Here is a 23,941-nt window from a genome sequence, read left to right as displayed (position 1 = left end):
TCCATTTAAATACCCCATAGCAGTGTCGCTATGGGGGTATGCCTTACAGGTAAGTAATCTGGAAGGTGGTATTTGCTTCGAAATTACCCAGATCTGGCGCATCAGCTGCGCCGACCAGCCAGGCTTTAAAGTTCAGAGTCTGCTTCGCTTTGCCTTTATTAGTGGCAGTATCTTTCACGATTTTCTGGTCAATACCCATGCCGCTTTTGTAAGAGGTACCCAGAGAGTCACCGATCGCCAGGCTAACATTGTTAAATGCCGCACCGGTATCGGTATTGAAAATGGTGTAATAATTGCCGCTATTTGCAGAAGAAACGGTACCAGTAAAGGTAGTGGTCATTGTTTCCTGAGTATCAAATACGCAATCTTGCAGGCGAATCTGGAAATTTTTCGGCGTGGTGGTGCCGTTATTTTTCAGTTTTTCGGCACCGATATCACCCATATCAACTTCCAGTTTGTGATCGTCCGGAACGATAGAACACACTGAGTCTTCAATGGTGCCGTAAAAACGTGCAGTACCGTTGTTACCCGCAGCGATTGTTGCCGTAGAGGTGAACGCGCCCATCACCATTGCCGCAGCAATAGCTGTTTTAACAAACTTACTCATTATTTGTCCTTAAACTATAAATAATTAAAATATAAACATTGCAATACATTGATTCAGTCAATAGCCAATGTTTATACCCAGCCATTGAATACGGCATGCGATCCAAAAAAACAGGTCGTAAAAAATGTATTCGTTGGTGTGGGGTCGAATAGTGATGTTTTCACTCCCCTGATTCAATTTAATTTTACTAATGAGTAAATGTAGATTTAATTAATATATTGATAGGGGAAAGATTATCTTAAGGATCTTCTAAAAAAACACGAAATATATATTTAGAAAAAACAGGAAGCATATCAACAATGAATGCCAATAGCTTAAAAAACAAACAATGAACATATAATGCGATTGGCATTAACCCGCTTTTGTCGATATAATATATAAACACTATAGCCAGAATTTAATCAAGTTTCAATTACGTCCTGCCTGATTATTCAACTCTATTTTCTCCATTATCTGTATTAATAAATGATAATGAGTGTCAAACAGACATTATTCATTTCAACATGTAACTTTGGGCAAAATCAAGATACGCGCAGAAGAATACTTTCCGAATGAAAGTTAAAGGTGTTTTATTTATAGATGGGGAGAGTCTTCGATAGTAGTGAGGTTGACAGATATCCGCTGCCTGATGAGCAATTATGCCCAATGAATCTACCTCATTGGGCATAATTTGGAACTCATCAGATAGCTTTTGCCATCTTCAGATTACACGGGCTCATCTGCCAGTTGAATGTGCCGTTTCCGCTTTCATCAAGCGTTACGCTGGCAATGGCCGAGGTGGTAAACATAGGCGGCGTTTCGCCCGGACATAACTCGGCAACCAGATACCCGACTAACGGTAAGTGAGAGATCACCAGTACCGAAGCAACACCTTCATTGGTCAACGCCTGCAAATAGGCACTGACCAGACCAACATCGCCGCAGGGCGTTAACTCCGGCAGAACTTCTGCACTGGAAGGCAGGTTCAGACAATCCCCTACTTCTTCCAGTGTTTGCTCGGCTCGCAGGAACGGGCTCACCAGAACGCGTTCGATTTCCACTTTTTGACCTTTCAGCCAGTTCGCCATCAGGCGAGATTCGTCACAACCATTAGTGGTCAGAGGACGAACGGAATCACTGGCGGCATCGAGGGCTGCGTCGCCGTGACGCATGATAAAAACTTGCATATTGCACCGCTTTTGTTAACCAGATTCGCCCGTTTTCTTTCATCTGAAACCAGAGAAAGAAAACGGTGGCCGGCATTGTGCCTTATCCATTCACCGAATGAAACGCTGTTTTTTACCTCAATGGCGTAAGTATAGTCAATATGCGTTTACATTTTGACCAACACTCCGCCATTCAGCGCGGATTCATATAGCTTTGACCTTCTTATTGCAGGTCAGTTGCAGTTGTTTTCCAAAAACTTTCCCCACGCGCGCCCATCTCGACCAAACGCTCGCAAGGGGTAAAACGGGAACCATACTGCGTGGCAAGTCGTTGCATTATTGCAACCACTTCGCCCGCGCCGAGAGAATCGATATAGCGGAACGGTCCACCGAGAAATGGCGGAAAACCAATGCCAAATACCGCGCCAATATCCCCGTCACGCACGCTACGGATAACCTGCTCATCAACACAACGTACTGCTTCATTCAGCATCAACATCACACACCGTTCAGCAACCTGCGGTGCGGAGATTCGCCCCTGCCCTTGTGTGCCAATCAGCGGGTAAATGGCGGGATCGACCTGTTTTTTGCTTTTACGCCCTTTCTGACCATAAAGATAGAAACCCCGGCCATTTTTTCTGCCTTTGCGATCGTCGTTCAAAATTGAAGAAACAACATTTGCAGGCGCGCTAAAACGTTCTCCATAAGCGGCTTCCAGTACAGGAATAATTTTAGTCCCGGTGTCGATTCCTACCTCATCCAAAAGTTGGATTGGGCCTACCGGAAAACCAAATTTCACTAGCGCGGCATCAATGTGCTCTACCCGTTCACCTTGGGTCAACATGCGGATAGCTTCATTAATGTAAGGCGCTAAGATGCGATTGACGTAAAAACCGGCTTTGTCACGCACGACAATTGGCGTTTTACCCTGTTTTTTCGCCAGTTTTACTGTGGTAGCGATGGTTTGCGCCGATGTCCCCGCATGAGGAATAATCTCCACCAGCGGCATTTTTTCCACCGGACTGAAGAAATGCAGGCCGATAACTTGCTCAGGTCGCGTGGCGTGAGCGGCGATATCACCAATCGGTAAAGATGACGTATTCGAAGCAAAGATGGTATGAGCGGCGCAATTTTGCTCAACTTCCGCCACCATCTGTTGTTTCAATTCGAGATTTTCAAACACCGCTTCAATAATCAGATCGCGATGGGCAAAGCCGCGATAGTCCGTCGTTCCGGAGATTAATGCCAGCTGTTTGTCACGTTCGCTGGCTTTGAGATGACGACGGCGAACTTTGCCCTCCAGCTGATCCCAACTGTACTTCAGCGCATGATTTATGCCCTGCGGGTTGATATCTTTAATTCTGACCGGAATCCCCGCTTTACAAGCAGTGACATAAGCAATACCGCCGCCCATCAAGCCACCACCTAAAATCCCCACGCTGTTTAATGGCGCAGGCGGCGCATCACTGCCGGGATCTTTCTTCACGTCCGTACTGGCAAAAAAGATACTACGCAGCGCCTGCGATTGTGGCGTCATCGCCAGTTCGCCAAACGCCCGAGCTTCGGCGTCATAACCGCTGCTGGTGCCCTGCGCTAATCCCGTTTCAACAACCTCCAGGATGCGTTCTGTCGCCGGATAATTGCCTTGAGTTTTGTGTTCTGTTTTCTTGCCGACCATTTTGAACAGCAGCGCACGACCTAACGGCCCCGCCAGAATACGCTCGCGTACAGGTAGAGGGCGGGAAGATGGGCGCTCCTTCTTTGCCAGCTCAACAGCGGCTTCCAGCAGAATGGAGTGCGGAACAACGTCATCCACCAGCCCCAGCTTTAATGCCTGTTTCGCCCGAAGTTGTTTTCCGGTGAGGATCATCTCTAATGCTGTGCTGACGCCTATCAGACGCGGTAAACGCTGGGTGCCGCCTGAACCGGGTAACAATCCAAGTTGTACTTCAGGCAAACCGAGCACCGTTTTAGGATCGTCAGTACAAACGCGACCGTGGCACGCCAGCGCCAACTCCAGCCCACCACCCAGGCAAGCGCCATGAATAGCCGCGATAACCTGAATGGGCAAAGCATGAATCTCCGCCATCAACTGTTGGCCCTGCCGCGCCAGAGCTTCCGCTTCTTGCGCCGTTTTGCAGTTGCCGATCATGTTGATGTCTGCGCCAGCAATGAAGTTGTCCGGTTTAGCGGAGACAAACACCACGCCTCGCAACTCTTTGTTTTCACGGAGTTGCTTAATAATGGCGCGCACCTGCGAGGCAAACTCCGCCTTCAGGGTATTCATTTTCTCACCCGGTACGTCGATGGTGATAACGGCAATGTTGTCCAGACGAACATTAAGGGTAAACGCTGATGTCATTTCCATTATTCCGCCTCCAGAACCATTGCCGCGCCAAGCCCACCGGCAGCACAGGCGGTAACTAAACCAAATCCACCGCCGCGACGGCGAAGTTCATGCAATGTCTGGGTAATCATCCGCGCGCCGGTCGCCGCGAAGGGATGCCCGTAAGCAATCGAACCGCCAAGCACGTTAAATTTGCTATCGTCCACTTCGCCAGTGGCATGTGCACGCCCCAGTGCTTCACGAGCAAAACGTTCACTACCCAGCAACTGAATATTCGCCAGCGTCTGAGCTGCAAAGGCTTCGTGCATATCGATCAATGTCAGATCGCTCATCGTCAAACCGGCACGCTCCAGCGCCAGCGGTGTTGACCAGGCTGGACCGAGCAACATGTCCTGCCAGACATCAATCGCAGTAAATGCGTAGCTGCGCAGATACCCCAGCGGCACCAGCCCTAATTCTTTCGCCCGGGATTCAGTCATCAGGATCACCGCTGCCGCGCCATCGGTCAGCGGCGTACTGTTTGCCGCCGTTACCGTTCCGTGTTTGCGATCAAACGCCGGGCGCAGCTTTGCGTAATCGGCAAGCGAGGAATTACCGCGAATATTGTTGTCTTCGACAAGCGGTTGTTTATAAGGAGGGATAAAGGCAGTCATCACCTCTTCTTTGAGTTTTCCGTCTGACCATGCCTGAGCGGCACGCTGATGCGAACGGTGCGCTAATGCATCTTGCTGTTCTCGGGTGATGCCGTAGGTTTTCGCCATTTGCTCTGCGGTGTCGCCCATCCGCAAGCCGGTAGAATATTCTGCTACCGCAGGTGGTACGGGCATTAAGTCGCGCAAACGCAGGCGAGAGAAGAGTTTCAGTCGCTGGCTCATGGTACGAGCTTTGTTGACATCAACCAGCACGCGCGCCAGTTTTTTACTGACGCCAATTGGCAATACCGAAGAGGAATCTGCCCCACCGGCAATCCCCGCTCGAATAGTTCCCGCCATCAGGCTTTCTGCGACGTTTGCAACTGCCTGGAAACTGGTAGCGCAAGCGCGGCTGACGCTGTAAGCATCGGTATGTACATTCATTCCCGTACCGAGAACAATTTCACGCGCAATGTTGGGGGCTTCAGGCATTTGTACGACCTGACCAAAGACCAGTTGTTCAATCACTTCGGCGGGGATCTCGCTGCGTGCCAGCAGTTCGCCTACCACCATCTTCCCTAAATCAACCGCGGGAATGCCATGAAAAGCCGTCGCCTGACGGGCAAAAGGCGTACGTAAACCGCTAACAATGGCGATACGATCGCCCTGGCGGGTAACCAGCGGTAAAACCTGACCCATAACACTCCCCTGTAAAAAAATAAATAAAGTGGTCTGACCTGATCATAGTCTTAACCATTTTTTTACATTTAGCCAAGTGGAGAAAAGGGAAAGTGGGAGCTATGACACAGAGAGAAAAGAAGAAGAGAAAAGAAAACGCCCCTGCCAGCAACTGACAGGGGCGTACGTACCCGAGAGGAATTAACGCAGACCCAGCTGGAAAATCAGCATTTCAGCTTCGCAGGCAAAAGTGAAATCGATATCCAGGCGCACACCGTCAGACTCTTCAGTGAAAGTCGGGGTGATTTTGCAAGGTTCAGATTCCACGCTACGGGCTTTTTCAGTCAGCGCCGCCAGCGTTTGCTCTGCTTCTGCGCGGTTTGCAAACACGCGGCTGTAAGACGCGGTGCAGTCGGAGTTGTCCATAATGGTGCCAACATCCATACAGCAGCAAACCGGGGTTTCATCAGCACTACATTTACTCATCGTTGATTTCCTCTGTATGTGCACCCAAGGTGCCAGATAAACGTTGTGGATATTTTACGCTTCCGGAAAGTGCTGCTCCAGTTGTTAATTCTGCAAAATCGGATAAGTGACCGAAATCACACTTAAAAATGATCTAAAACAAAATTCACCCGAATCCATGAGTGCGCCACCTCCAAATTTTGCCAGCTGGATCGCGTTTCTTAGATCATATTTGAAAAAAGATAGAAACATACTTGCAACATTCCAGCTGGTCCGACCTATACTCTCGCCACTGGTCTGATTTCTAAGATGTACCTCAGACCCTACACTTCGCGCTCCTGTTACAGCACGTAACATAGTTTGTATAAAAATAAATCATTGAGGTTATGGTCATGAGCCAGAAAACCCTGTTTACAAAGTCTGCTCTCGCAGTCGCAGTGGCACTTATCTCCACCCAGGCCTGGTCGGCAGGCTTTCAGTTAAACGAATTTTCTTCCTCTGGCCTGGGCCGGGCTTATTCAGGGGAAGGCGCAATTGCCGATGATGCAGGTAACGTCAGCCGTAACCCCGCATTGATTACTATGTTTGACCGCCCGACATTTTCTGCGGGTGCGGTTTATATTGACCCGGATGTAAATATCAGCGGAACGTCTCCATCTGGTCGTAGCCTGAAAGCCGATAACATCGCGCCTACGGCATGGGTTCCGAACATGCACTTTGTTGCACCGATTAACGACCAATTTGGTTGGGGCGCTTCTATTACCTCTAACTATGGTCTGGCTACAGAGTTTAACGATACTTATGCAGGCGGCTCTGTCGGGGGTACAACCGACCTTGAAACCATGAACCTGAACTTAAGCGGTGCGTATCGCTTAAATAATGCATGGAGCTTTGGTCTTGGTTTCAACGCCGTCTACGCTCGCGCGAAAATTGAACGTTTCGCAGGCGATCTGGGGCAGTTGGTTGCTGGCCAAATTATGCAATCTCCTGCTGGCCAAACTCAGCAAGGGCAAGCATTGGCAGCTACCGCCAACGGTATTGACAGTAATACCAAAATCGCTCATCTGAACGGTAACCAGTGGGGCTTTGGCTGGAACGCCGGAATCCTGTATGAACTGGATAAAAATAACCGCTATGCACTGACCTACCGTTCTGAAGTGAAAATTGACTTCAAAGGTAACTACAGCAGCGATCTTAATCGTGCGTTTAATAACTACGGTTTGCCAATTCCTACCGCGACAGGTGGCGCAACGCAATCGGGTTATCTGACGCTGAACCTGCCTGAAATGTGGGAAGTGTCAGGTTATAACCGTGTTGATCCACAGTGGGCGATTCACTATAGCCTGGCTTACACCAGCTGGAGTCAGTTCCAGCAGCTGAAAGCGACCTCAACCAGTGGCGACACGCTGTTCCAGAAACATGAAGGCTTTAAAGATGCTTACCGCATCGCGTTGGGTACCACTTATTACTACGATGATAACTGGACCTTCCGTACCGGTATCGCCTTTGATGACAGCCCAGTTCCTGCACAGAATCGTTCTATCTCCATTCCGGACCAGGACCGTTTCTGGCTGAGTGCAGGTACGACTTACGCATTTAATAAAGATGCTTCAGTCGACGTTGGTGTTTCTTATATGCACGGTCAGAGCGTGAAAATTAACGAAGGCCCATACCAGTTCGAGTCTGAAGGTAAAGCCTGGCTGTTCGGTACTAACTTTAACTACGCGTTCTGATAACGCGTTCGCCTGGATAAAGTCACCTGCATAGCAGGTGACTTTAACTCCCCCACTTCACCGAAAGTAGTGTCCTCATTGCTTACCTCCTGAGTTTTGCAAACAGCCTGTTGGCAGCTTGCCCTTTCAAATCAATAAGCGGTATCCACAGACAAACCTGAAGGGAAAGGCATATTTTCAGGCGTTCTGCTCGTCCTTCTCAAAGAGTTTACTTTTCTGCATTTCCAGGATACTCCCCCCCCCTGGCTATTGTGCGCTCATACACTCAAATTAAAGATAGGTTCTAAATAAATGAGCGTTTTTTGATAGTCTATTTCATTAGGTAATATATATTTGTAACAAATCAATCAAAATGGAATAAAATCATGCTACCATCTATTTCAATCAACAATACCAGCGCAGCTTACCCAGAATCCATCAATGAAAATAACAATGATGAAGTTAATGGATTAGTACAAGAGTTCAAAAACCTTTTTAATGGTAAGGAAGGAATAAGCACCTGTATTAAACATCTACTTGAGCTTATAAAAAACGCCATACGAGTAAACGACGATCCTTATAGATTTAATATTAATAATTCCTCAGTTACTTATATTGATATTGACTCCAATGATACAGACCATATTACTATTGGTATCGACAACCAAGAACCAATAGAATTACCTGCGAACTATAAAGACAAAGAACTCGTCCGTACTATCATTAATGACAACATAGTTGAGAAGACTCATGATATCAATAACAAGGAAATGATCTTCAGCGCATTAAAAGAAATATATGATGGAGATCCTGGTTTTATCTTCGATAAGATATCACACAAACTCAGACATACGGTAACGGAATTTGATGAGAGCGGGAAAAGCGAACCAACGGACTTATTTACCTGGTACGGTAAAGATAAAAAAGGCGACTCTCTCGCTATTGTAATTAAAAATAAAAACGGAAATGATTACTTATCTCTCGGTTACTACGATCAGGACGACTACCACATTCAAAGAGGAATTCGTATTAATGGTGATAGTCTCACCCAATATTGTAGTGAAAACGCCAGGAGTGCTTCAGCGTGGTTTGAAAGCAGTAAAGCTATCATGGCAGAATCATTTGCAACTGGTTCCGATCATCAGGTTGTAAACGAGCTCAACGGGGAAAGACTGAGAGAACCAAACGACGTTTTTAAACGTTATGGTCGAGCAATAAGATATGATTTTCAAGTGGACGATGCAAAATATAAATGCGACCATCTAAAAGAAATAGTTTCTACTTTAGTCGGTAACAAAATTAACGTTGGCCATTCTCAAAAAATATATAAGCATTTTAAGGATCTCGAAGGTAAAATTGAAGAAAGGCTTCAAAATCGCCAGGCTGAATATCAAAATGAAATTAATCAACCATCTGCGCCAGGTGTTAATTTTGATGATATTTAAAATTATTTTTCCAGTTTTTTGATTTTTCAACAGCTGAATATCGGAAATAGTCAGTGACGAACATCAGTATTTTTACATAATTACGTCTAGGTCATTGTCGGTTTATCTCCTTTTACTTGTGGTAATTGAGGGATAACAACAAAAAAGGTGAGTTTTGCGACTCACCTTTTTTATTTGTTTCTTATTCAGAATCAATATCTTTTAAATCATCCTGAATCGCTTGTGCGTTCGGATTTTCCTGCGGTTTGAGTTCGCCGCCATTAGCGATGAAATCATGACGCTGGAAGTACGCTTCGCGCACCATAATATAAGGATCGGACGACTGACGCAGCAGACCATCGGAATCCAGCAGCTGAGCGCGGGTTTCGATCCCTTCAAGCGTCCATTTACCCACAGACATCGGCCAGGTCAGCCAGGAAAGAACCGGGTAAAAACCATCCGCCATATCACCACCGTCATCACGCAGCGTGAAGCTACCGTAGAACGGTAACTGAACGTAAGGCCCATAACCCACGCCATAATGACCAAGCGTACTACCGAAGCGGTGAGGTTCAGTCCGTTGCAGTTTCGGGTTCGCCATCCCTGCAACATCAATAAAACCGCCCATCCCCAAAATGGTGTTCAGGAAAAAGCGGGTAAAGTGGACCATCCCCTGATAAGGGTCGCCCTGCAAGAAGTAGTTAACCATCACCGCAGGTTCTTCAAGGTTGCCAGTAAAGTTGCTCAAACCGTTACGCGCCGGTTGCGGAACATAATCACGCCAGGCGACAGCGACCGGTCGAACAATATACGGGTCTAATACATTGAAGTTGAAGTTGTACATGGTGCGGTTGAACCCTTCTAACGGGTCAGAACGCCCTTGCTGATCTGTACCGGAACTCGCACACCCCACCAGAAGCGTAGTTCCCAGAGCAAGCGCCGACAGGCGAAGCTTCATAAATGTCTCCCTGTTTTTTTATGGCTTATGCAGTTTGCCATCCATGACGGAACGATACCGTATCCGCCTGTTTAGGTGTGGGCGATTGTAACAGCACGTCAACTGATGTCCAGACGCCCTGATTTGCTGATTTGATCATAGCCTGGTAATCGCCGCCCTGTAGGCTACTTGATTCTATAGAAACAGAAAAAGGCAAACGCAGCCTTTTCTACATTTTCAGAGTAACTCCCGTCAGTTGCGAGCAAAAAAGCCGCTACGCTTTAGCTATACGTGCTAATTCAAGAGAAGAGACCATGGACAACGACAAAATTGATCAACACAGCGACGAAATTGAAGTTGAGAGCGAAGAAAAAGAGCGCGGCAAAAAAATAGAAATAGATGAAGACCGACTCCCCTCCCGGGCGATGGCAATTCATGAGCATATCCGCCAGGATGGTGAAAAAGAGCTGGAACGCGACGCAATGGCGCTACTGTGGTCAGCCATTGCGGCGGGTCTGTCGATGGGCGCTTCGTTACTGGCAAAAGGGATATTTCAAGTCGAACTGGAAGGTGTGCCGGGCAGCTTCTTGCTGGAGAATCTCGGTTATACCTTTGGTTTTATTATCGTCATTATGGCCCGCCAGCAATTATTTACCGAAAATACCGTGACTGCGGTACTACCCGTCATGCAAAAACCGACAATGAGCAACGTCGGCTTACTTATACGGTTATGGGGCGTCGTGCTGCTGGGTAATATTCTCGGGACAGGTATTGCGGCGTGGGCATTTGAATATATGCCTATCTTCAATGAAGAAACTCGCGATGCATTTGTCAAAATCGGCATGGATGTGATGAAGAACACCCCCAGCGAGATGTTTGCCAACGCGATCATTTCCGGCTGGCTGATCGCCACTATGGTTTGGATGTTTCCTGCAGCGGGTGCGGCAAAGATTGTGGTGATTATATTGATGACCTGGCTTATTGCCCTGGGTGACACCACCCATATCGTGGTCGGTTCTGTTGAAATCCTCTATCTGGTGTTTAACGGTACGCTGCACTGGAGCGATTTCATCTGGCCCTTCGCACTACCTACTTTAGCGGGGAACATCTGCGGCGGCACCTTTATCTTCGCGTTAATGAGTCATGCACAGATTCGTAACGACATGAGCAATAAGCGTAAAGCAGAAGCACGCCAAAAAGCAGAACGTGCGGAAAACATTAAGAAAAATTATAAAAACCCGGCATAAATGGCGAGGGTTTAAGCAATCGAGCGGCAGCGTACTTACCCCGCACTCCATTAGCGGGTATACTCATGCCGCATTGTCCTCTTAGTTAAATGGATATAACGAGCCCCTCCTAAGGGCTAATTGCAGGTTCGATTCCTGCAGGGGACACCATTTATCAGTTCGCTCCCATCCGTACCAGTCCGCAAAATCCCCTGAATATCAAGCATTCCGTAGATTTACAGTTCGTCATGGTTCGCTTCAGATCGTTGACAGCCGCACTCCATGACGGGTAAAAAGTGGATAAAATAATTTTACCCACCGGATTTTTACCCATGCTCACCGTTAAGCAGATTGAAGCAGCAAAGCCGAAAGAAAAACCATACCGCCTTCTCGATGGTAATGGCCTGTACCTTTATGTCCCTGTGTCAGGGAAAAAGGTATGGCAGCTTCGCTACAAGATTGACGGTAAGGAGAAAATCCTGACCGTCGGAAAATATCCGCTTATGACTTTGCAGGAGGCAAGGGATAAAGCATGGACTGCGAGGAAAGACATCTCGGTTGGCATCGATCCTGTAAAGGCGAAAAAGGCTTCGTCTAACAACAATTCCTTTAGTGCGATTTACAAGGAATGGTACGAGCACAAGAAGCAAGTATGGTCAGTAGGGTATGCAACTGAACTTGCCAAAATGTTTGACGACGACATTTTACCTATCATTGGCGGCCTTGAAATTCAGGATATTGAGCCGATGCAACTGCTGGAAGTAATCCGCAGGTTTGAAGATCGCGGTGCAATGGAACGAGCCAACAAAGCACGCAGAAGATGCGGCGAGGTTTTCCGTTACGCTATTGTCACCGGAAGGGCTAAATATAACCCGGCACCTGACCTTGCTGACGCCATGAAGGGATACCGCAAGAAGAACTTCCCGTTTCTTCCTGCAGACCAGATCCCGGCATTCAACAAAGCACTGGCAACATTTTCAGGAAGTATCGTATCGCTCATTGCGACCAAAGTTTTACGCTACACAGCCCTAAGAACGAAAGAGCTTCGTTCCATGCTATGGAAGAACGTCGATTTTGAAAATAGGATTATCACCATCGACGCCAGTGTGATGAAAGGACGCAAAATTCATGTGGTTCCTATGTCAGACCAGGTAGTTGAACTTCTCACTACGCTAAGCTCCATCACCAAACCAGTCTCAGAGTTTGTTTTTGCCGGGCGCAACGATAAGAAGAAGCCAATCTGCGAGAACGCGGTACTGCTTGTGATCAAACAAATCGGCTATGAGGGTCTGGAAAGCGGTCACGGATTCAGGCATGAATTCAGCACGATTATGAACGAGCACGAATGGCCTGCTGACGCTATTGAAGTGCAACTGGCACATGCAAACGGCGGATCTGTGCGTGGGATTTACAACCATGCTCAGTATCTCGATAAACGCAGAGAAATGATGCAATGGTGGGCGGACTGGCTTGATGAGAAGGTGGAGTGAGCGACCTTAACAACTATCGAATAGCACAAAGTCTTGCAATCCAGTGCAAAGCTTTGTGTGTATAAGTTTTGTCTCATCAACCACAGCAAGTATCGATCGATTAAGACTTGGATGATAGACTTCATTCCTTTGATTATTAGCTGATAGAAGAAATGTTAAAGCTATTTGCAAAGTACACCTCTATTGGTGTGCTGAACACCCTTATACACTGGGTGGTTTTTGGTGTTTGTATCTATGTCGCGCATACAAACCAAGCTCTTGCAAACTTCGCAGGTTTCGTTGTGGCTGTGAGCTTTAGCTTCTTCGCGAATGCAAAATTCACATTCAAGGCATCGACTACAACGATGCGCTACATGCTATATGTTGGGTTCATGGGGACACTGAGTGCTACTGTTGGATGGGCTGCTGATAGATGCGCACTTCCCCCGATGATAACTCTTGTCACCTTCTCCGCCATCAGCCTGGTGTGCGGTTTCGTCTATTCAAAGTTCATTGTCTTTAGGGATGCGAAATGAAGATATCTCTTGTAGTTCCTGTCTTCAATGAAGAAGAAGCGATACCAATTTTTTATAAAACGGTACGTGAATTCGAAGAATTGTGATCTTACCCAGCAATAGTGGACACGCGGCTAAGTGAGTAAACTCTCAGTCAGAGGTGACTCACATGACAAAAACAGTATCAACCAGTAAAAAACCCCGTAAACAGCATTCGCCTGAATTTCGCAGTGAAGCCCTGAAGCTTGCTGAACGCATCGGTGTTACTGCCGCAGCCCGTGAACTCAGCCTGTATGAATCACAACTCTACAACTGGCGCAGTAAACAGCAAAATCAGCAGACGTCTTCTGAACGTGAACTGGAGATGTCTACCGAGATTGCACGTCTCAAACGCCAGCTGGCAGAACGGGATGAAGAGCTGGCTATCCTCCAAAAGGCCGCGACATACTTCGCGAAGCGCCTGAAATGAAGTATGTCTTTATTGAAAAACATCAGGCTGAGTTCAGCATCAAAGCAATGTGCCGCGTGCTCCGGGTGGCCCGCAGCGGCTGGTATACGTGGTGTCAGCGGCGGACAAGGATAAGCACGCGTCAGCAGTTCCGCCAACACTGCGACAGCGTTGTCCTCGCGGCTTTTACCCGGTCAAAACAGCGTTACGGTGCCCCACGCCTGACGGATGAACTGCGTGCTCAGGGTTACCCCTTTAACGTAAAAACCGTGGCGGCAAGCCTGCGCCGTCAGGGACTGAGGGCAAAGGCCTCCCGGAAGTTCAGCCCGGTCAGCTACCGCGCACACGGCCTGCCTGTGTCAGAAAATCTGTTGGAGCAGGATTTTTACGCCAGTGGCCCGAACCAGAAGTGGGCAGGAGACATCACGTACTTACGTACAGATGAAGGCTGGCTGTATCTGGCAGTGGTCATTGACCTGTGGTCACGTGCCGTTATTGGCTGGTCAATGTCGCCACGCATGACGGCGCAACTGGCCTGCGATGCCCTGCAGATGGCGCTGTGGCGGCGTAAGAGGCCCCGGAACGTTATCGTTCACACGGACCGTGGAGGCCAGTACTGTTCAGCAGATTATCAGGCGCAACTGAAGCGGCATAATCTGCGTGGAAGTATGAGCGCAAAAGGTTGCTGCTACGATAATGCCTGCGTGGAAAGCTTCTTTCATTCGCTGAAAGTGGAATGTATCCATGGAGAACACTTTATCAGCCGGGAAATAATGCGGGCAACGGTGTTTAATTATATCGAATGTGATTACAATCGGTGGCGGCGGCACAGTTGGTGTGGCGGCCTCAGTCCGGAACAATTTGAAAACAAGAACCTCGCTTAGGCCTGTGTCCATATTACGTGGGTAGGATCATTGAAGTCATATGAAGTGGAAATCGTTTTCATAAATGACGGCAGCAAAGACGCTACGGAGTCAATCATTAATGCTCTGGCTGTTTCAGATCCTCTAGTTGTTCCGCTGTCATTTACACGCAACTTTGGTAAAGAACCAGCATTGTTTGCAGGGTTAGACCATGCAACCGGGGATGCGATAATCCCAATTGATGTTGACCTGCAAGACCCGATTGAGGTTATTCCTCATCTTATTGAAAAATGGCAAGCAGGTGCTGATATGGTTCTTGCTAAAAGATCTGACCGCTCAACTGATGGACGCCTGAAGCGAAAAACGGCTGAGTGGTTCTATAAGCTCCACAATAAAATAAGCAATCCTAAAATTGAAGAGAATGTTGGTGATTTCAGGCTGATGAGCCGTGATGTTGTCGAAAATATTAAACTTATGCCAGAACGAAACCTTTTCATGAAAGGTATTCTGAGCTGGGTAGGAGGAAAGACAGATATTGTTGAATACGTGCGAGCGGAAAGAATTGCTGGAGATACAAAATTTAATGGATGGAAACTTTGGAATTTAGCACTTGAGGGTATTACAAGCTTTTCCACATTCCCTCTTCGCATCTGGACATACATAGGGTTAGTGGTAGCCAGTGTAGCATTTATTTATGGGGCGTGGATGATTTTAGATACTATCATATTTGGAAATGCTGTTAGGGGATATCCTTCACTACTTGTTTCAATACTGTTTTTAGGTGGAATTCAGATGATTGGAATAGGAGTATTAGGTGAATATATTGGACGCACATACATTGAAACCAAAAAACGCCCGAAATACATCATCAAGAGAGTCAAAAAATGAATAAAGCAATAAAAGTATCATTGTATATATCTTTTGTTTTGATTATTTGCGCCTTATCTAAAAACATAATGATGTTAAATACATCTGATTTCGGAAGAGCCATTAAGCCATTAATTGAAGACATACCAGCATTTACATATGACTTACCTTTATTGTATAAATTGAAAGGTCATATTGATTCAATTGATAGCTATGAGTATATAAGTTCATATAGTTATATTTTGTATACATACGTCCTGTTTATTAGCATTTTTACTGAATATCTTGATGCTAGGGTGTTATCGTTATTTCTAAAAGTAATATATATTTATTCATTATATGCGATATTTACTTCATATATAAAAACAGAAAGGTATGTAACTTTATTTACATTCTTTATTTTAGCTTTTCTTATGTGTTCTTCATCAACACTGTCAATGTTTGCATCATTCTATCAAGAGCAAATAGTTATAATTTTCCTTCCATTTTTGGTGTATTCATTAACATGCAAAAACAATAAATCTATGCTTTTGCTATTTTTTTCGTTGCTAATAATATCTACTGCTAAAAATCAATTTATATTAACCCCACTAATAGTGTATTCATATTATATTTTTTTTGATAGACACAAACTAATTATTAAATCTGTAATATGCGTGGTGTGCTTGCTTGCGTCAATATTTGCAATATCTTATTCAAAAGGTGTTGTTGAATTAAATAAGTACCATGCAACATACTTCGGTAGTTATCTTTATATGAAAAACAACGGGTATAAAATGCCATCGTATGTTGATGATAAGTGTGTTGGGTTAGATGCCTGGGGTAATAAATTCGACATATCATTTGGCGCAACCCCAACAGAAGTTGGAACGGAATGTTTCGAATCTCATAAAGATGAAACGTTTTCGAATGCACTCTTTTTATTGGTTAGCAAACCAAGCACCATCTTCAAACTTCCATTTGATGATGGTGTGATGTCTCAGTATAAAGAAAATTATTTCCATGTATATAAAAAACTACACGTAATATATGGAGAATCAAACATACTAACGACTATTACTAACATAAAAGACAATATATTTAAAAACATTAGATTTATATCATTGTTATTATTTTTTATTGCTTCTATTTTTATTAGAAATAATAAAATAAAGGCATCTTTATTTGTAGTATCTCTTTTTGGAATATCTCAATTTTATGTGTCATTTTTCGGGGAAGGATATAGAGATTTAAGCAAGCATTTATTTGGAATGTATTTTTCGTTCGACCTTTGCTTATACATAACAGTCGTTTTTTTAATTTATAAAATAATTCAAAGAAATCAAGACAATAGCGATGTAAAGCACTAAGTTTAAATTGCGCGCCAATCATGGCGCGCACAAGCTATAATACCAACCTAATTTCTCCTCCTCTTAGAGTGACTATATCTCCTGATAGAATTGCGGTATTGACTATCAAATGCCCTGATTCGTTGTTTATTGTAATATCTCCTCTATCTGCAGACGATAACTTAAATGCATCATTGCCCACAACAAACCCCCTCCAGAACCAAGTGCTGATATTATCATCAACAGTGATAGATACATATACTAACTGATTATCGTTATAAGTGATTCCTGTCTTATACTTAACATAAGGACTTCCACTTTGATTCTCGATAGACACATAACATCCAGGGGTTATGTTTGTATGCGTCCCGCGACTATCGCCCCATTAACGCCATACGATAAATGGGATGGTGAGAAATGGGTGACGGATACCGAGGCACAGCATAGCGTCGCAGTAGATGCAGCAGAAGCACAGCGCCAGTCGCTGATTGATACTGCAATGGCTTCCATTAGTCTGATTCAACTGAAATTACAGGCTGGGCGGAAGCTGATGCAGGCAGAGACCTCCCGACTTAACACTGTGCTGGATTACATTGACGCGGTGACGGCAACAGATACCAGCACCGCGCCGGATGTCATCTGGCCTGAACTGCCGGAGGAGTAGGCCATTCAATATCTGGCGCACTGGAAGTATCGACCAGCTCCAGTGCGTCCAGATAATCCAGCCACAAATTATATTGCGCCAGTTCCTCACCTTTCAGACGACCAATAGCCGCTTTACCAGCCCATTGTTTACTGTTCATATAATCGTTGGCCTGATTAATCAATTGCTGCTTTTTCAGTTCGGCTGCAGCAATCTGTTCCTCATGTGTTGGTGGTGGAATTTCAGACCATGCAGGAAAACCATTTTCTCCAGCGATACGGATTTTTCCTTTCGGCGGTAATCCGGAAAACTCAATATACACTTGCTCATCAACTTCAACAGCATCATCTGGCCATGAGCCAGCTTGCGTGTAATCCTCTTTCATCTCCAAGGGATAGAAAGAGTTTGTAGTCGCGGAATATATGTAATTCATTTTTCACTCCATAAAGTTAAAAGAAATTAACACCCTAATGCGAAAAATGAAGCACCGATACCGGGTACGCCTGCTCTGGAAATAAATTTCACCGGGTCCTGGTTATAACCGGCACAAGCTATATAGCCAACATTTGCACTGCCGGGAGTGTAATCCTGAGTCGCAAATACCCGCAGACATCTATTCGGAAATGCAATCGGAAAATAGGTTACTGTGTCCTGAGACGTCAGCGGAACATCAATTGGCCCCCATTGAATAATTAAACCGGATGGCAATTTTTGATATCCAGGAACTGAAGCAGAAAGCATAAAACTACCCATATCAGGTATCTGATTCGCCCCTGTCCCTACATTTCTTTTAGCCGCTTCTCCCAAACCAAGGTTTTCGAGAGCCTTTTGCACCGTGCCGTCCAATTTGATATCGCCAAACGGATTCTTGCGGCTTAACAGCAGCGCACGAAGCGCGGTAAGCAGCTGGTCATGCCGCCCCTTCTCCAGGCTGGCACCGGAGGCCTCCACAACGCTGCAAAGCTCCTCCTGCAACATGTCAAAGTAGTCATCATCCAGATCGGTGGCAGGCGTGCCGGTCTGGGGGTTACCACGGGTACGGGGGATTACCAAAGGCAGCACCTTTAAGCTCCGCAAGACGTTCTGACCAGTCATGCGCCAGCGCGTTGTCTTCCGCAGTGTAATACGCGGCACATTTGGCGTTATCACCATCAGTAAACAGATCCAGAACAAACGGGCCAAACAGGGTGTTAATTCCCCAGAAAATGTTGTCCGGCGTGCGCCACTGATCGCCCACTTCCTTCAGTTCATGGGCTGGTTTGTTCCGCAGCTCCACCAGCGCCTGGCAATATTTATTACTCATTAAGCCCCCACGTAATTCCCTGAGAGATACCACTCTTCACCTGATGCAGCCCGCTTACTGCTTTTCCGTAAACACCGTTCACGACGCGCCAGAAAATTGTTTCGTTCTGGCTGGGAGTGGCTTTCACGGAATGCCGCCATCCACACCGTTGCAGCACGACGGTATAAGCCCCTGGACTCCAGTTCTTCCGCCTGGCGGGTCAGGCACAAAATCACCCGCGGGTCGTTAGTGCCGACATAGAAATTGCGCACAGGTCTGGTTTCACGAACTGGTTGTGGTTCCGGATCCTGCGCTCTCTCAGTCAGGCGCGGGAAATGTCTGTGTGTATCTCCTTCACAACGGTGAGCCACACGCCCACTCTGACGTAACTTGCTTGCTGACTGCAGAACGCGCTGCCGTGAGTAACCTGCAAAAGCATCCGCAATGTCTCCGGAAGTACAGCCCGGATGGGCTTCAATGAATTTCTGAACGTCATTCAAAAGACTCATGCTCACCCCCTGAATCCTGCCGGGATCTGGCTGTAGTCCACATTGTCGTAACTGGCTTTGAAGTACGGGTCTTCGCGTTTTTCTGTGTACGTGCTGACGGACGGCGATAAGCGCAGGGAAAGCTCATCCCATTTTTCCCGCAGCTTCGACGGGCTGAGCACGTTACGGCACCAGAACGGATCGCGGCTGACGCGGCTGTACATCTCGCAGATTTGTTTGTGAGTACGACCATCCTGCACACACATCAGGCGAATTTCGTTTGCCCAGGCTGTCCAGTTCGGTTCTTTGGGACGAACCACCTCGCCGTCACATTCGGCGGCCTGCTCGTACAGGGCGATGATTTTTTTCCAGAGCCACTGTGCGCAGGTCAAATCATCCTGCGTTCCCCACTGGCGCTTTTTAGGGCTGAATACAACCGCATCAGGATGGCGAGTTAAAAAATCCTGTTCATCCGTCTGCGTGTCCGGTTGCGAAGCGTCCGGACGAGAAGGTTTTTTATCTGACGGATCATGTTTTGATTTTACTGACGGATCCCCGCCAGATTCTGACGGGTGAAAACCCGATTTTTTGCCAGATTTCGACGCATCAAATTTTGACGGGTCAGATTTTGATGCGTCAGATTTTGACGGGTCAGAGTCTGACAGTTGAGAAAATGCCGCTGCCTGAAGCTTCGCAACGTTAAGCTGATAAACATTCGACGCATTGCGGTTATGATGAGGAGCAGCAAAATGGCTAGCGAACGCAGTACTGATGTGCAGGCATTTATCGGGGAGCTGGACGGCGGCGTATTTGAAACCAAAATCGGCGCAGTTCTCAGTGAAGTCGCTTCCGGTGTGATGAACACGAAAACCAAAGGTAAGGTCTCACTCAACCTGGAAATCGAACCATTTGATGAGAACCGTCTGAAAATCAAACACAAACTCTCATATGTTCGCCCGACTAACCGTGGGAAAATTTCCGAAGAAGACACCACCGAAACGCCGATGTATGTCAATCGCGGTGGTCGCCTGACTATTCTGCAGGAAGACCAGGGACAATTACTGACTCTTGCCGGTGAGCCTGACGGAAAACTCCGCGCAGCAGGTCATTAATATCATTCTTAATTAACTAATTATTTATCTCATCACTGAATATCTTAATATAGTGAGGACTTATTATGTCTCAGAACTTAGACGCAACCGCAATTAATCAAATCCATGCCCTTATTTCTGCTCAGGGTGTTAATGAAATTATCAGTAAGATTGGTGCCGATGCTGTGGCATTGCCTGAGAATTTCCGCATTCATGATCTGGAAAAATTTAATTTAAATCGCTTCCGTTTCCGTGGTGCGCTTTCCACTGCCAGCATCGATGACTTTACCCGTTATTCTAAAGATCTTGCAGATGAAGGCACCCGCTGCTTTATCGATGCTGATAATATGCGTGCCGTCAGTGTGCTTAACCTGGGTACTATTGATGAACCAGGTCACGCAGATAACACCGCCACTCTCAAACTGAAAAAGACAGCACCGTTCTCTGCCCTGTTGTCTGTTAACGGCGAGCGTAACTCCCAGAAATCACTGGCAGAATGGATTGAAGACTGGGCCGACTACCTTGTGGGCTTTGATGCTAATGGTGACGCCATTCAGGCAACAAAAGCGGCTGCGGCAATCCGTAAAATCACGATTGAAGCAAACCAGACCGCTGATTTTGAAGATAATGACTTCAGCGGCAAACGCTCCCTGATGGAATCTGTCGAAGCGAAGACCAAAGACATTATGCCAGTGGCATTTGAATTTAAATGCGTTCCGTTTGAAGGTCTGAAAGAACGTCCGTTTAAATTACGCCTCAGCATTATCACTGGCGATCGTCCTGTACTGGTTCTGCGCATTATTCAGCTGGAAGCGGTGCAGGAAGATATGGCTAACGAATTTCGTGATCTGCTTGTTGAGAAATTCAAAGACAGCAAAGTAGAAACCTTTATTGGTACTTTCACCGCCTGATTTCATTACTGCAAATGCCCCTGCGGGGGCATTTATGGAAACGTAATTAACTCAATAATCACCGGATGGTGAGGGCTTCCTTTTACCCAAACTCAGCGCGGTGCAGCGCATATACGTGGAGAACAAAATGTCATTTATTAAAACTTTTTCCGGGAAGCATTTTTATTATGACAAGATAAATAAAGACGACATCGTGATTAACGATATCGCGGTTTCCCTTTCAAATATCTGCCGCTTTGCCGGTCATCTTTCTCACTTCTACAGTGTCGCCCAACATGCGGTGCTTTGCAGCCAGCTGGTGCCGCAGGAATTTGCTTTTGAAGCATTAATGCATGATGCAACAGAAGCGTATTGCCAGGACATCCCCGCACCACTGAAACGCCTTCTTCCTGACTATAAACGGATGGAAGAAAAAATAGATGCAGTAATCCGTGAGAAATACGGGTTACCTCCTGTTATGAGCACGCCAGTGAAATATGCCGATCTCATTATGCTGGCAACCGAACGCCGTGATCTCGGGCTTGATGATGGCTCTTTCTGGCCTGTACTGGAAGGCATCCCGGCAACAGAGATGTTCAACGTGATTCCACTGGCACCGGGTCATGCCTACGGGATGTTTATGGAACGTTTTAACGATTTATCGGAGTTACGCAAATGCGCATGAATGTTTTCGAAATGGAAGGGTTTCTTCGCGGGAAATGTGTACCGCGAGATCTGAAAGTGAACGAAACAAATGCTGAGTACCTGGTACGTAAATTCGACGCGCTTGAAGCTAAATGTGCGGCACTGGAAAACAAAATAATACCAGTGTCAGCTGAACTGCCACCAGCAAATGAAAGTGTTCTGTTATTTGATGCTAACGGAGAAGGCTGGCTGATTGGCTGGCGTTCTCTCTGGTACACCTGGGGACAAAAAGAAACCGGAGAATGGCAGTGGACATTTCAGGTTGGGGACCTTGAAAACGTCAATATCACTCACTGGGCAGTAATGCCAAAAGCACCGGAGGCTGGAGCATAATGACCACATTTACCAATAAAGAACTGATTAAAGAAATCAAAGAACGAATCAGCAGCCTAGAGGTTCGAGACGATATTGAGCGCCGTGCTTATGAAATCGCACTCGTATCTCTGGAAGTAGAGCCAGATGAACGCGAAGCCTATGAATTATTCATGGAAAAGCGTTTCGGTGACTTAGTAGATCGTCGGAGAGCAAAAAACGGCGATAACGAATACATGGCATGGGATATGACTCTCGGTTGGATCATCTGGCAGCAACGAGCTGGTATCCATTTTTCAACAATGTCACAACAAGAGGTGAAATAATAGAGCCATACAGCCTCACACTCGATGAGGCCTGTCAGTTTCTTAAAATATCCTGATCTACCATCGCCGTCATAGAGCGTATTTTTATTACCTGATTTGCAGGTTCGATTCCCTATTCGGAGATAGCACTCATGCAACACGAACTACAGCCTGATTCACTGGTTGATTTGAAATTCATCATGGCTGATACTGGCTTTGGTAAAACCTTCATCTATGACCGGATTAAGTCAGGCGACCTGCCAAAAGCCAAAGTTATCCACGGGCGAGCAAGATGGTTATATCGTGACCATTGTGAATTCAAAAATAAGCTCTTAAGCCGCGCCAATGGGTAAAATAGCGGGTAAAATATTTCTCACATCTAAAAAACACCATTCCAATCAATCCCCTGCTGCTTCAAGTAGATGTCTGCAGGGGACACCATCCTTGTGTTTATCCCTAAAACCACATAAAAACCGTAAATTAAATTCGAACTAGCAGGCCGAATAAGGCACACCAGGAACTCGTGGTTTTATTCATTATGAAGTGGTTTTTACCTGTTCTCTTAGCCAGATAATAAACGCTTCAATTTTTGGCCACTGCCTGCCCGGTAATGTGGTGATGTAATAATGCTGATGGCATTTCACCGTCATATCGCCAAACGGCGCGACGAGCTCACCACTGGCAAGCCTTTTTTGTACCAGGCGTTTTCTTCCCATCGCCACCCCAATATGATTCATCGCGGCAATAACAGCTAAATCAGAACGATCAAAGCCAATTCCAGAAGATGTCGGCAAATTAACCGCATAATGTTGCGCCCAACTATGCCATTCATCCGTACCGGAGTCGTTGCTCCATGCCTGTCTGTCATGGAGCAACGTACAGTGACACAGGTTAATTACCGTGTTGGTTAAAGCATGTCTTTGAGCGTATTCCGGGCTACATACTGGCAGGATTTCTTCATCCATCAGAAAGTGATGAGTGAGTTGCGCTGACGGCGCATCATCAAAGTAGATCGCCAAATCGATTCCGGCACGTTGCAGATTGACGTTGTCATTACCAGTGAGCACGGTGAGCGAAATAGACGGATACCGGCGTGTAAAGTCACCTAATGCGGGCACCAACCAGCATTGGGCGATAGAGGGCCGGGAATACAGAGTTAACGTTCCCGATAACTCCTGATTTTTGATATCAAGAATTTCCTGGTTCAGGGTATCCAGCGACGATTTTAGCGCCCAATAAACACGTTTCCCCTCGTGCGTTAATTCCACTTTGCGATGGGAACGAACAAACAACTGAATGCCCAATTCTTCTTCCAGCTGATTGATACGGTGACTTACCGCACTGGGGCTCAGCGACAATTCCTCTGCCGCCAGGGCGAAGGACTGATGCCTGGCAGCCACTTCAAAAGTATGCATTTTTGATAATTGCCAGCCGTTAAGCAGCCGATTTCTTATTTCACGAAGGGGTTCCATAATCACCTCATTTTTCGCTTAAGTGTAAAAAAATAGCGGCAAAATTTCAGCTATGAGATGAGCTAAAGTGAACCATATCTCAATTCACCT

At 46.3% G+C, this 23,941-nt stretch carries 24 protein-coding genes, 1 tRNA gene and 5 pseudogenes; 17 read left to right on the top strand and 13 right to left on the bottom strand.

Annotated features, from left to right (window positions below):
* Positions 1 to 43 precede the first annotated feature (43 nt).
* The 5 genes from KXD89_RS06855 to KXD89_RS06835 form a co-directional block, all read right to left on the bottom strand.
* Entirely contained in the window at positions 44 to 607 is a 564-nt protein-coding gene (locus KXD89_RS06855; RefSeq protein ID WP_000033316.1) for a fimbrial protein, read from the bottom strand.
* Positions 608 to 1,287: 680 nt separating this feature from the next.
* Positions 1,288 to 1,773: a phosphohistidine phosphatase SixA gene (sixA, locus tag KXD89_RS06850; protein WP_001195819.1), complete on the bottom strand. Its 486-nt coding sequence runs from the start codon at positions 1,771 to 1,773 to the stop codon at positions 1,288 to 1,290.
* A gap of 202 nt (positions 1,774 to 1,975) precedes the next feature.
* Positions 1,976 to 4,120 carry a fatty acid oxidation complex subunit alpha FadJ gene (gene fadJ / locus KXD89_RS06845; RefSeq protein WP_000426176.1) on the bottom strand — a complete coding sequence of 715 codons (2,145 nt, stop codon included), beginning with the start codon at positions 4,118 to 4,120 and terminating at the stop codon, positions 1,976 to 1,978.
* Positions 4,120 to 5,430 carry an acetyl-CoA C-acyltransferase FadI gene (gene fadI, locus KXD89_RS06840; protein WP_000531952.1) on the bottom strand — a complete coding sequence of 437 codons (1,311 nt, stop codon included), beginning with the start codon at positions 5,428 to 5,430 and terminating at the stop codon, positions 4,120 to 4,122. The genes fadJ and fadI overlap by 1 nt, the downstream gene beginning before the upstream one ends.
* 180 nt (positions 5,431 to 5,610) lie before the next feature.
* Positions 5,611 to 5,895, bottom strand: a complete 285-nt coding sequence (locus tag KXD89_RS06835) for a YfcZ/YiiS family protein (RefSeq protein ID WP_001296261.1) — start codon at positions 5,893 to 5,895, stop codon at positions 5,611 to 5,613.
* A gap of 371 nt (positions 5,896 to 6,266) precedes the next feature.
* Here KXD89_RS06835 and fadL point away from each other — a divergent pair, with 371 nt between their 5' ends.
* Together fadL and yfdF are read left to right on the top strand one after the other, a co-directional pair.
* Positions 6,267 to 7,607, top strand: a complete 1,341-nt coding sequence (gene fadL, locus KXD89_RS06830; RefSeq protein ID WP_001295701.1) for a long-chain fatty acid transporter FadL — start codon at positions 6,267 to 6,269, stop codon at positions 7,605 to 7,607.
* 365 nt (positions 7,608 to 7,972) lie between these two features.
* Positions 7,973 to 9,031 carry a protein YfdF gene (yfdF, locus tag KXD89_RS06825; protein WP_000937788.1) on the top strand — a complete coding sequence of 353 codons (1,059 nt, stop codon included), beginning with the start codon at positions 7,973 to 7,975 and terminating at the stop codon, positions 9,029 to 9,031.
* Positions 9,032 to 9,212: 181 nt separating this feature from the next.
* Here yfdF and mlaA read toward each other — a convergent pair whose 3' ends face one another.
* Positions 9,213 to 9,968 carry a phospholipid-binding lipoprotein MlaA gene (gene mlaA / locus KXD89_RS06820; protein ID WP_000776765.1) on the bottom strand — a complete coding sequence of 252 codons (756 nt, stop codon included), beginning with the start codon at positions 9,966 to 9,968 and terminating at the stop codon, positions 9,213 to 9,215.
* 293 nt (positions 9,969 to 10,261) lie between these two features.
* Here mlaA and KXD89_RS06815 point away from each other — a divergent pair, with 293 nt between their 5' ends.
* From KXD89_RS06815 to KXD89_RS06785, 8 genes and pseudogenes are all read left to right on the top strand, one after another.
* A complete protein-coding gene (locus tag KXD89_RS06815) occupies positions 10,262 to 11,194 on the top strand; it encodes a formate/nitrite transporter family protein (RefSeq protein WP_000368140.1) in 933 nt (310 codons plus the stop codon).
* A 75-nt stretch (positions 11,195 to 11,269) separates the two neighbouring features.
* Positions 11,270 to 11,344 (top strand) — tRNA-Arg (locus tag KXD89_RS06810).
* Between the two features lie 161 nt (positions 11,345 to 11,505).
* Positions 11,506 to 12,663, top strand: coding sequence for a prophage integrase IntS (gene intS / locus KXD89_RS06805; RefSeq protein ID WP_000958671.1), 1,158 nt, complete (start codon positions 11,506 to 11,508; stop codon positions 12,661 to 12,663).
* Between the two features lie 152 nt (positions 12,664 to 12,815).
* A complete protein-coding gene (locus KXD89_RS06800) occupies positions 12,816 to 13,178 on the top strand; it encodes a bactoprenol glucosyl transferase (protein ID WP_000915541.1) in 363 nt (120 codons plus the stop codon).
* A pseudogene (locus KXD89_RS22280) lies at positions 13,175 to 13,261 on the top strand (hypothetical protein); the annotation flags it as partial. The gene KXD89_RS06800 and the pseudogene KXD89_RS22280, both read left to right, overlap by 4 nt.
* Positions 13,262 to 13,326: 65 nt before the next feature.
* Positions 13,327 to 14,489, top strand: a protein-coding gene (locus KXD89_RS06795) for an IS3-like element IS3 family transposase (RefSeq protein ID WP_085947771.1) whose coding sequence is annotated in 2 segments (ribosomal slippage) — positions 13,327 to 13,588 and positions 13,588 to 14,489 — 1,164 coding nt in all. Because the reading frame shifts where the segments join, the coding sequence is not laid out codon by codon here.
* Between the two features lie 30 nt (positions 14,490 to 14,519).
* Positions 14,520 to 15,356 (top strand): annotated as a pseudogene (locus KXD89_RS06790) (glycosyltransferase family 2 protein); the annotation flags it as partial.
* Positions 15,353 to 16,684 (top strand): hypothetical protein, encoded by a 1,332-nt coding sequence (locus KXD89_RS06785; protein ID WP_001030215.1) that lies wholly within the window; start codon positions 15,353 to 15,355, stop codon positions 16,682 to 16,684. The pseudogene KXD89_RS06790 and the gene KXD89_RS06785, both read left to right, overlap by 4 nt.
* 34 nt (positions 16,685 to 16,718) lie before the next feature.
* Here KXD89_RS06785 and KXD89_RS06780 read toward each other — a convergent pair whose 3' ends face one another.
* Positions 16,719 to 16,865, bottom strand: a complete 147-nt coding sequence (locus KXD89_RS06780) for a protein YodE (protein WP_211180502.1) — start codon at positions 16,863 to 16,865, stop codon at positions 16,719 to 16,721.
* 171 nt (positions 16,866 to 17,036) lie between these two features.
* On the opposite strand from KXD89_RS06780, the pseudogene KXD89_RS06775 reads away from it, so the two are divergent.
* Positions 17,037 to 17,327, top strand: a pseudogene (locus tag KXD89_RS06775) (tail fiber assembly protein); the annotation flags it as partial.
* Here the strand turns inward: KXD89_RS06775 and KXD89_RS06770 are convergent.
* The 5 genes and pseudogenes from KXD89_RS06770 to KXD89_RS06750 all read right to left on the bottom strand — a co-directional run.
* On the bottom strand, positions 17,299 to 17,739 hold the full coding sequence (locus KXD89_RS06770; RefSeq protein ID WP_001106835.1) for a tail fiber assembly protein: 441 nt from the start codon (positions 17,737 to 17,739) through the stop codon (positions 17,299 to 17,301). The pseudogene KXD89_RS06775 and the gene KXD89_RS06770 overlap by 29 nt on opposite strands.
* A 26-nt stretch (positions 17,740 to 17,765) precedes the next feature.
* On the bottom strand, positions 17,766 to 18,401 hold the full coding sequence (locus KXD89_RS06765; protein WP_042405267.1) for a hypothetical protein: 636 nt from the start codon (positions 18,399 to 18,401) through the stop codon (positions 17,766 to 17,768).
* A pseudogene (locus KXD89_RS06760) lies at positions 18,343 to 18,609 on the bottom strand (phage N-6-adenine-methyltransferase); the annotation flags it as partial. The gene KXD89_RS06765 and the pseudogene KXD89_RS06760, both read right to left, overlap by 59 nt.
* Positions 18,609 to 19,103 carry a PerC family transcriptional regulator gene (locus KXD89_RS06755; RefSeq protein ID WP_001393497.1) on the bottom strand — a complete coding sequence of 165 codons (495 nt, stop codon included), beginning with the start codon at positions 19,101 to 19,103 and terminating at the stop codon, positions 18,609 to 18,611. The gene KXD89_RS06755 and the pseudogene KXD89_RS06760, both read right to left, overlap by 1 nt.
* A pseudogene (locus KXD89_RS06750) lies at positions 19,100 to 19,807 on the bottom strand (helix-turn-helix domain-containing protein); the annotation flags it as partial. The pseudogene KXD89_RS06750 and the gene KXD89_RS06755, both read right to left, overlap by 4 nt.
* Positions 19,808 to 19,825: 18 nt before the next feature.
* On the opposite strand from KXD89_RS06750, the gene yfdP reads away from it, so the two are divergent.
* From yfdP to torI, 6 genes are all read left to right on the top strand, one after another.
* Complete coding sequence (gene yfdP / locus KXD89_RS06745) at positions 19,826 to 20,188, top strand: protein YfdP (protein ID WP_000135673.1); 363 nt, start codon at positions 19,826 to 19,828, stop codon at positions 20,186 to 20,188.
* A 65-nt stretch (positions 20,189 to 20,253) separates the two neighbouring features.
* Entirely contained in the window at positions 20,254 to 21,078 is an 825-nt protein-coding gene (locus tag KXD89_RS06740) for a YfdQ family protein (protein WP_000081278.1), read from the top strand.
* Positions 21,079 to 21,205: 127 nt separating this feature from the next.
* On the top strand, positions 21,206 to 21,742 hold the full coding sequence (gene yfdR, locus KXD89_RS06735) for a 5'-deoxynucleotidase (protein WP_000008183.1): 537 nt from the start codon (positions 21,206 to 21,208) through the stop codon (positions 21,740 to 21,742).
* Positions 21,733 to 22,095, top strand: a complete 363-nt coding sequence (locus tag KXD89_RS06730) for a phage protein (RefSeq protein WP_001242717.1) — start codon at positions 21,733 to 21,735, stop codon at positions 22,093 to 22,095. Before yfdR ends, KXD89_RS06730 begins: the two co-directional genes overlap by 10 nt.
* Positions 22,095 to 22,400: a protein YfdT gene (gene yfdT, locus KXD89_RS06725; protein ID WP_000206809.1), complete on the top strand. Its 306-nt coding sequence runs from the start codon at positions 22,095 to 22,097 to the stop codon at positions 22,398 to 22,400. The genes KXD89_RS06730 and yfdT overlap by 1 nt, the downstream gene beginning before the upstream one ends.
* A gap of 131 nt (positions 22,401 to 22,531) precedes the next feature.
* Positions 22,532 to 22,732 (top strand): response regulator inhibitor TorI, encoded by a 201-nt coding sequence (gene torI / locus KXD89_RS06720; RefSeq protein WP_001163428.1) that lies wholly within the window; start codon positions 22,532 to 22,534, stop codon positions 22,730 to 22,732.
* A gap of 183 nt (positions 22,733 to 22,915) precedes the next feature.
* On the opposite strand, the gene dsdC is transcribed toward torI, so the two are convergent.
* On the bottom strand, positions 22,916 to 23,851 hold the full coding sequence (dsdC, locus tag KXD89_RS06715; protein ID WP_001326971.1) for a DNA-binding transcriptional regulator DsdC: 936 nt from the start codon (positions 23,849 to 23,851) through the stop codon (positions 22,916 to 22,918).
* Positions 23,852 to 23,941 lie beyond the last annotated feature (90 nt).

This window comes from Escherichia sp. TC-EC600-tetX4 (genome assembly GCF_019356055.1).
In the GTDB taxonomy this organism is placed as follows: domain Bacteria; phylum Pseudomonadota; class Gammaproteobacteria; order Enterobacterales; family Enterobacteriaceae.
The sequence above is the reverse complement of the archived record's forward strand: the minus strand, read 5'-3'. Positions and strand labels throughout refer to the sequence as shown.

Bases quoted from the DNA above. Each gene is read 5' to 3' on its own strand.
- intS (WP_000958671.1), top strand. From the start codon at position 11,506: ATGCTCACCGTTAAGCAGATTGAAGCAGCAAAGCCGAAAGAAAAACCA.
- torI (WP_001163428.1), top strand. From the start codon at position 22,532: ATGCAACACGAACTACAGCCTGATTCACTGGTTGATTTGAAATTCATC.
- KXD89_RS06800 (WP_000915541.1), top strand. From the start codon at position 12,816: ATGTTAAAGCTATTTGCAAAGTACACCTCTATTGGTGTGCTGAACACC.
- yfdR (WP_000008183.1), top strand. From the start codon at position 21,206: ATGTCATTTATTAAAACTTTTTCCGGGAAGCATTTTTATTATGACAAG.
- KXD89_RS06815 (WP_000368140.1), top strand. From the start codon at position 10,262: ATGGACAACGACAAAATTGATCAACACAGCGACGAAATTGAAGTTGAG.
- yfdP (WP_000135673.1), top strand. From the start codon at position 19,826: ATGGCTAGCGAACGCAGTACTGATGTGCAGGCATTTATCGGGGAGCTG.
- yfdT (WP_000206809.1), top strand. From the start codon at position 22,095: ATGACCACATTTACCAATAAAGAACTGATTAAAGAAATCAAAGAACGA.
- fadI (WP_000531952.1), bottom strand. From the start codon at position 5,430: ATGGGTCAGGTTTTACCGCTGGTTACCCGCCAGGGCGATCGTATCGCC.
- KXD89_RS06855 (WP_000033316.1), bottom strand. From the start codon at position 607: ATGAGTAAGTTTGTTAAAACAGCTATTGCTGCGGCAATGGTGATGGGC.
- KXD89_RS06835 (WP_001296261.1), bottom strand. From the start codon at position 5,895: ATGAGTAAATGTAGTGCTGATGAAACCCCGGTTTGCTGCTGTATGGAT.
- fadJ (WP_000426176.1), bottom strand. From the start codon at position 4,120: ATGGAAATGACATCAGCGTTTACCCTTAATGTTCGTCTGGACAACATT.
- KXD89_RS06740 (WP_000081278.1), top strand. From the start codon at position 20,254: ATGTCTCAGAACTTAGACGCAACCGCAATTAATCAAATCCATGCCCTT.
- mlaA (WP_000776765.1), bottom strand. From the start codon at position 9,968: ATGAAGCTTCGCCTGTCGGCGCTTGCTCTGGGAACTACGCTTCTGGTG.
- KXD89_RS06765 (WP_042405267.1), bottom strand. From the start codon at position 18,401: ATGACTGGTCAGAACGTCTTGCGGAGCTTAAAGGTGCTGCCTTTGGTA.
- KXD89_RS06785 (WP_001030215.1), top strand. From the start codon at position 15,353: ATGAATAAAGCAATAAAAGTATCATTGTATATATCTTTTGTTTTGATT.
- yfdF (WP_000937788.1), top strand. From the start codon at position 7,973: ATGCTACCATCTATTTCAATCAACAATACCAGCGCAGCTTACCCAGAA.
- KXD89_RS06770 (WP_001106835.1), bottom strand. From the start codon at position 17,739: ATGAATTACATATATTCCGCGACTACAAACTCTTTCTATCCCTTGGAG.
- sixA (WP_001195819.1), bottom strand. From the start codon at position 1,773: ATGCAAGTTTTTATCATGCGTCACGGCGACGCAGCCCTCGATGCCGCC.
- fadL (WP_001295701.1), top strand. From the start codon at position 6,267: ATGAGCCAGAAAACCCTGTTTACAAAGTCTGCTCTCGCAGTCGCAGTG.
- KXD89_RS06730 (WP_001242717.1), top strand. From the start codon at position 21,733: ATGCGCATGAATGTTTTCGAAATGGAAGGGTTTCTTCGCGGGAAATGT.
- dsdC (WP_001326971.1), bottom strand. From the start codon at position 23,851: ATGGAACCCCTTCGTGAAATAAGAAATCGGCTGCTTAACGGCTGGCAA.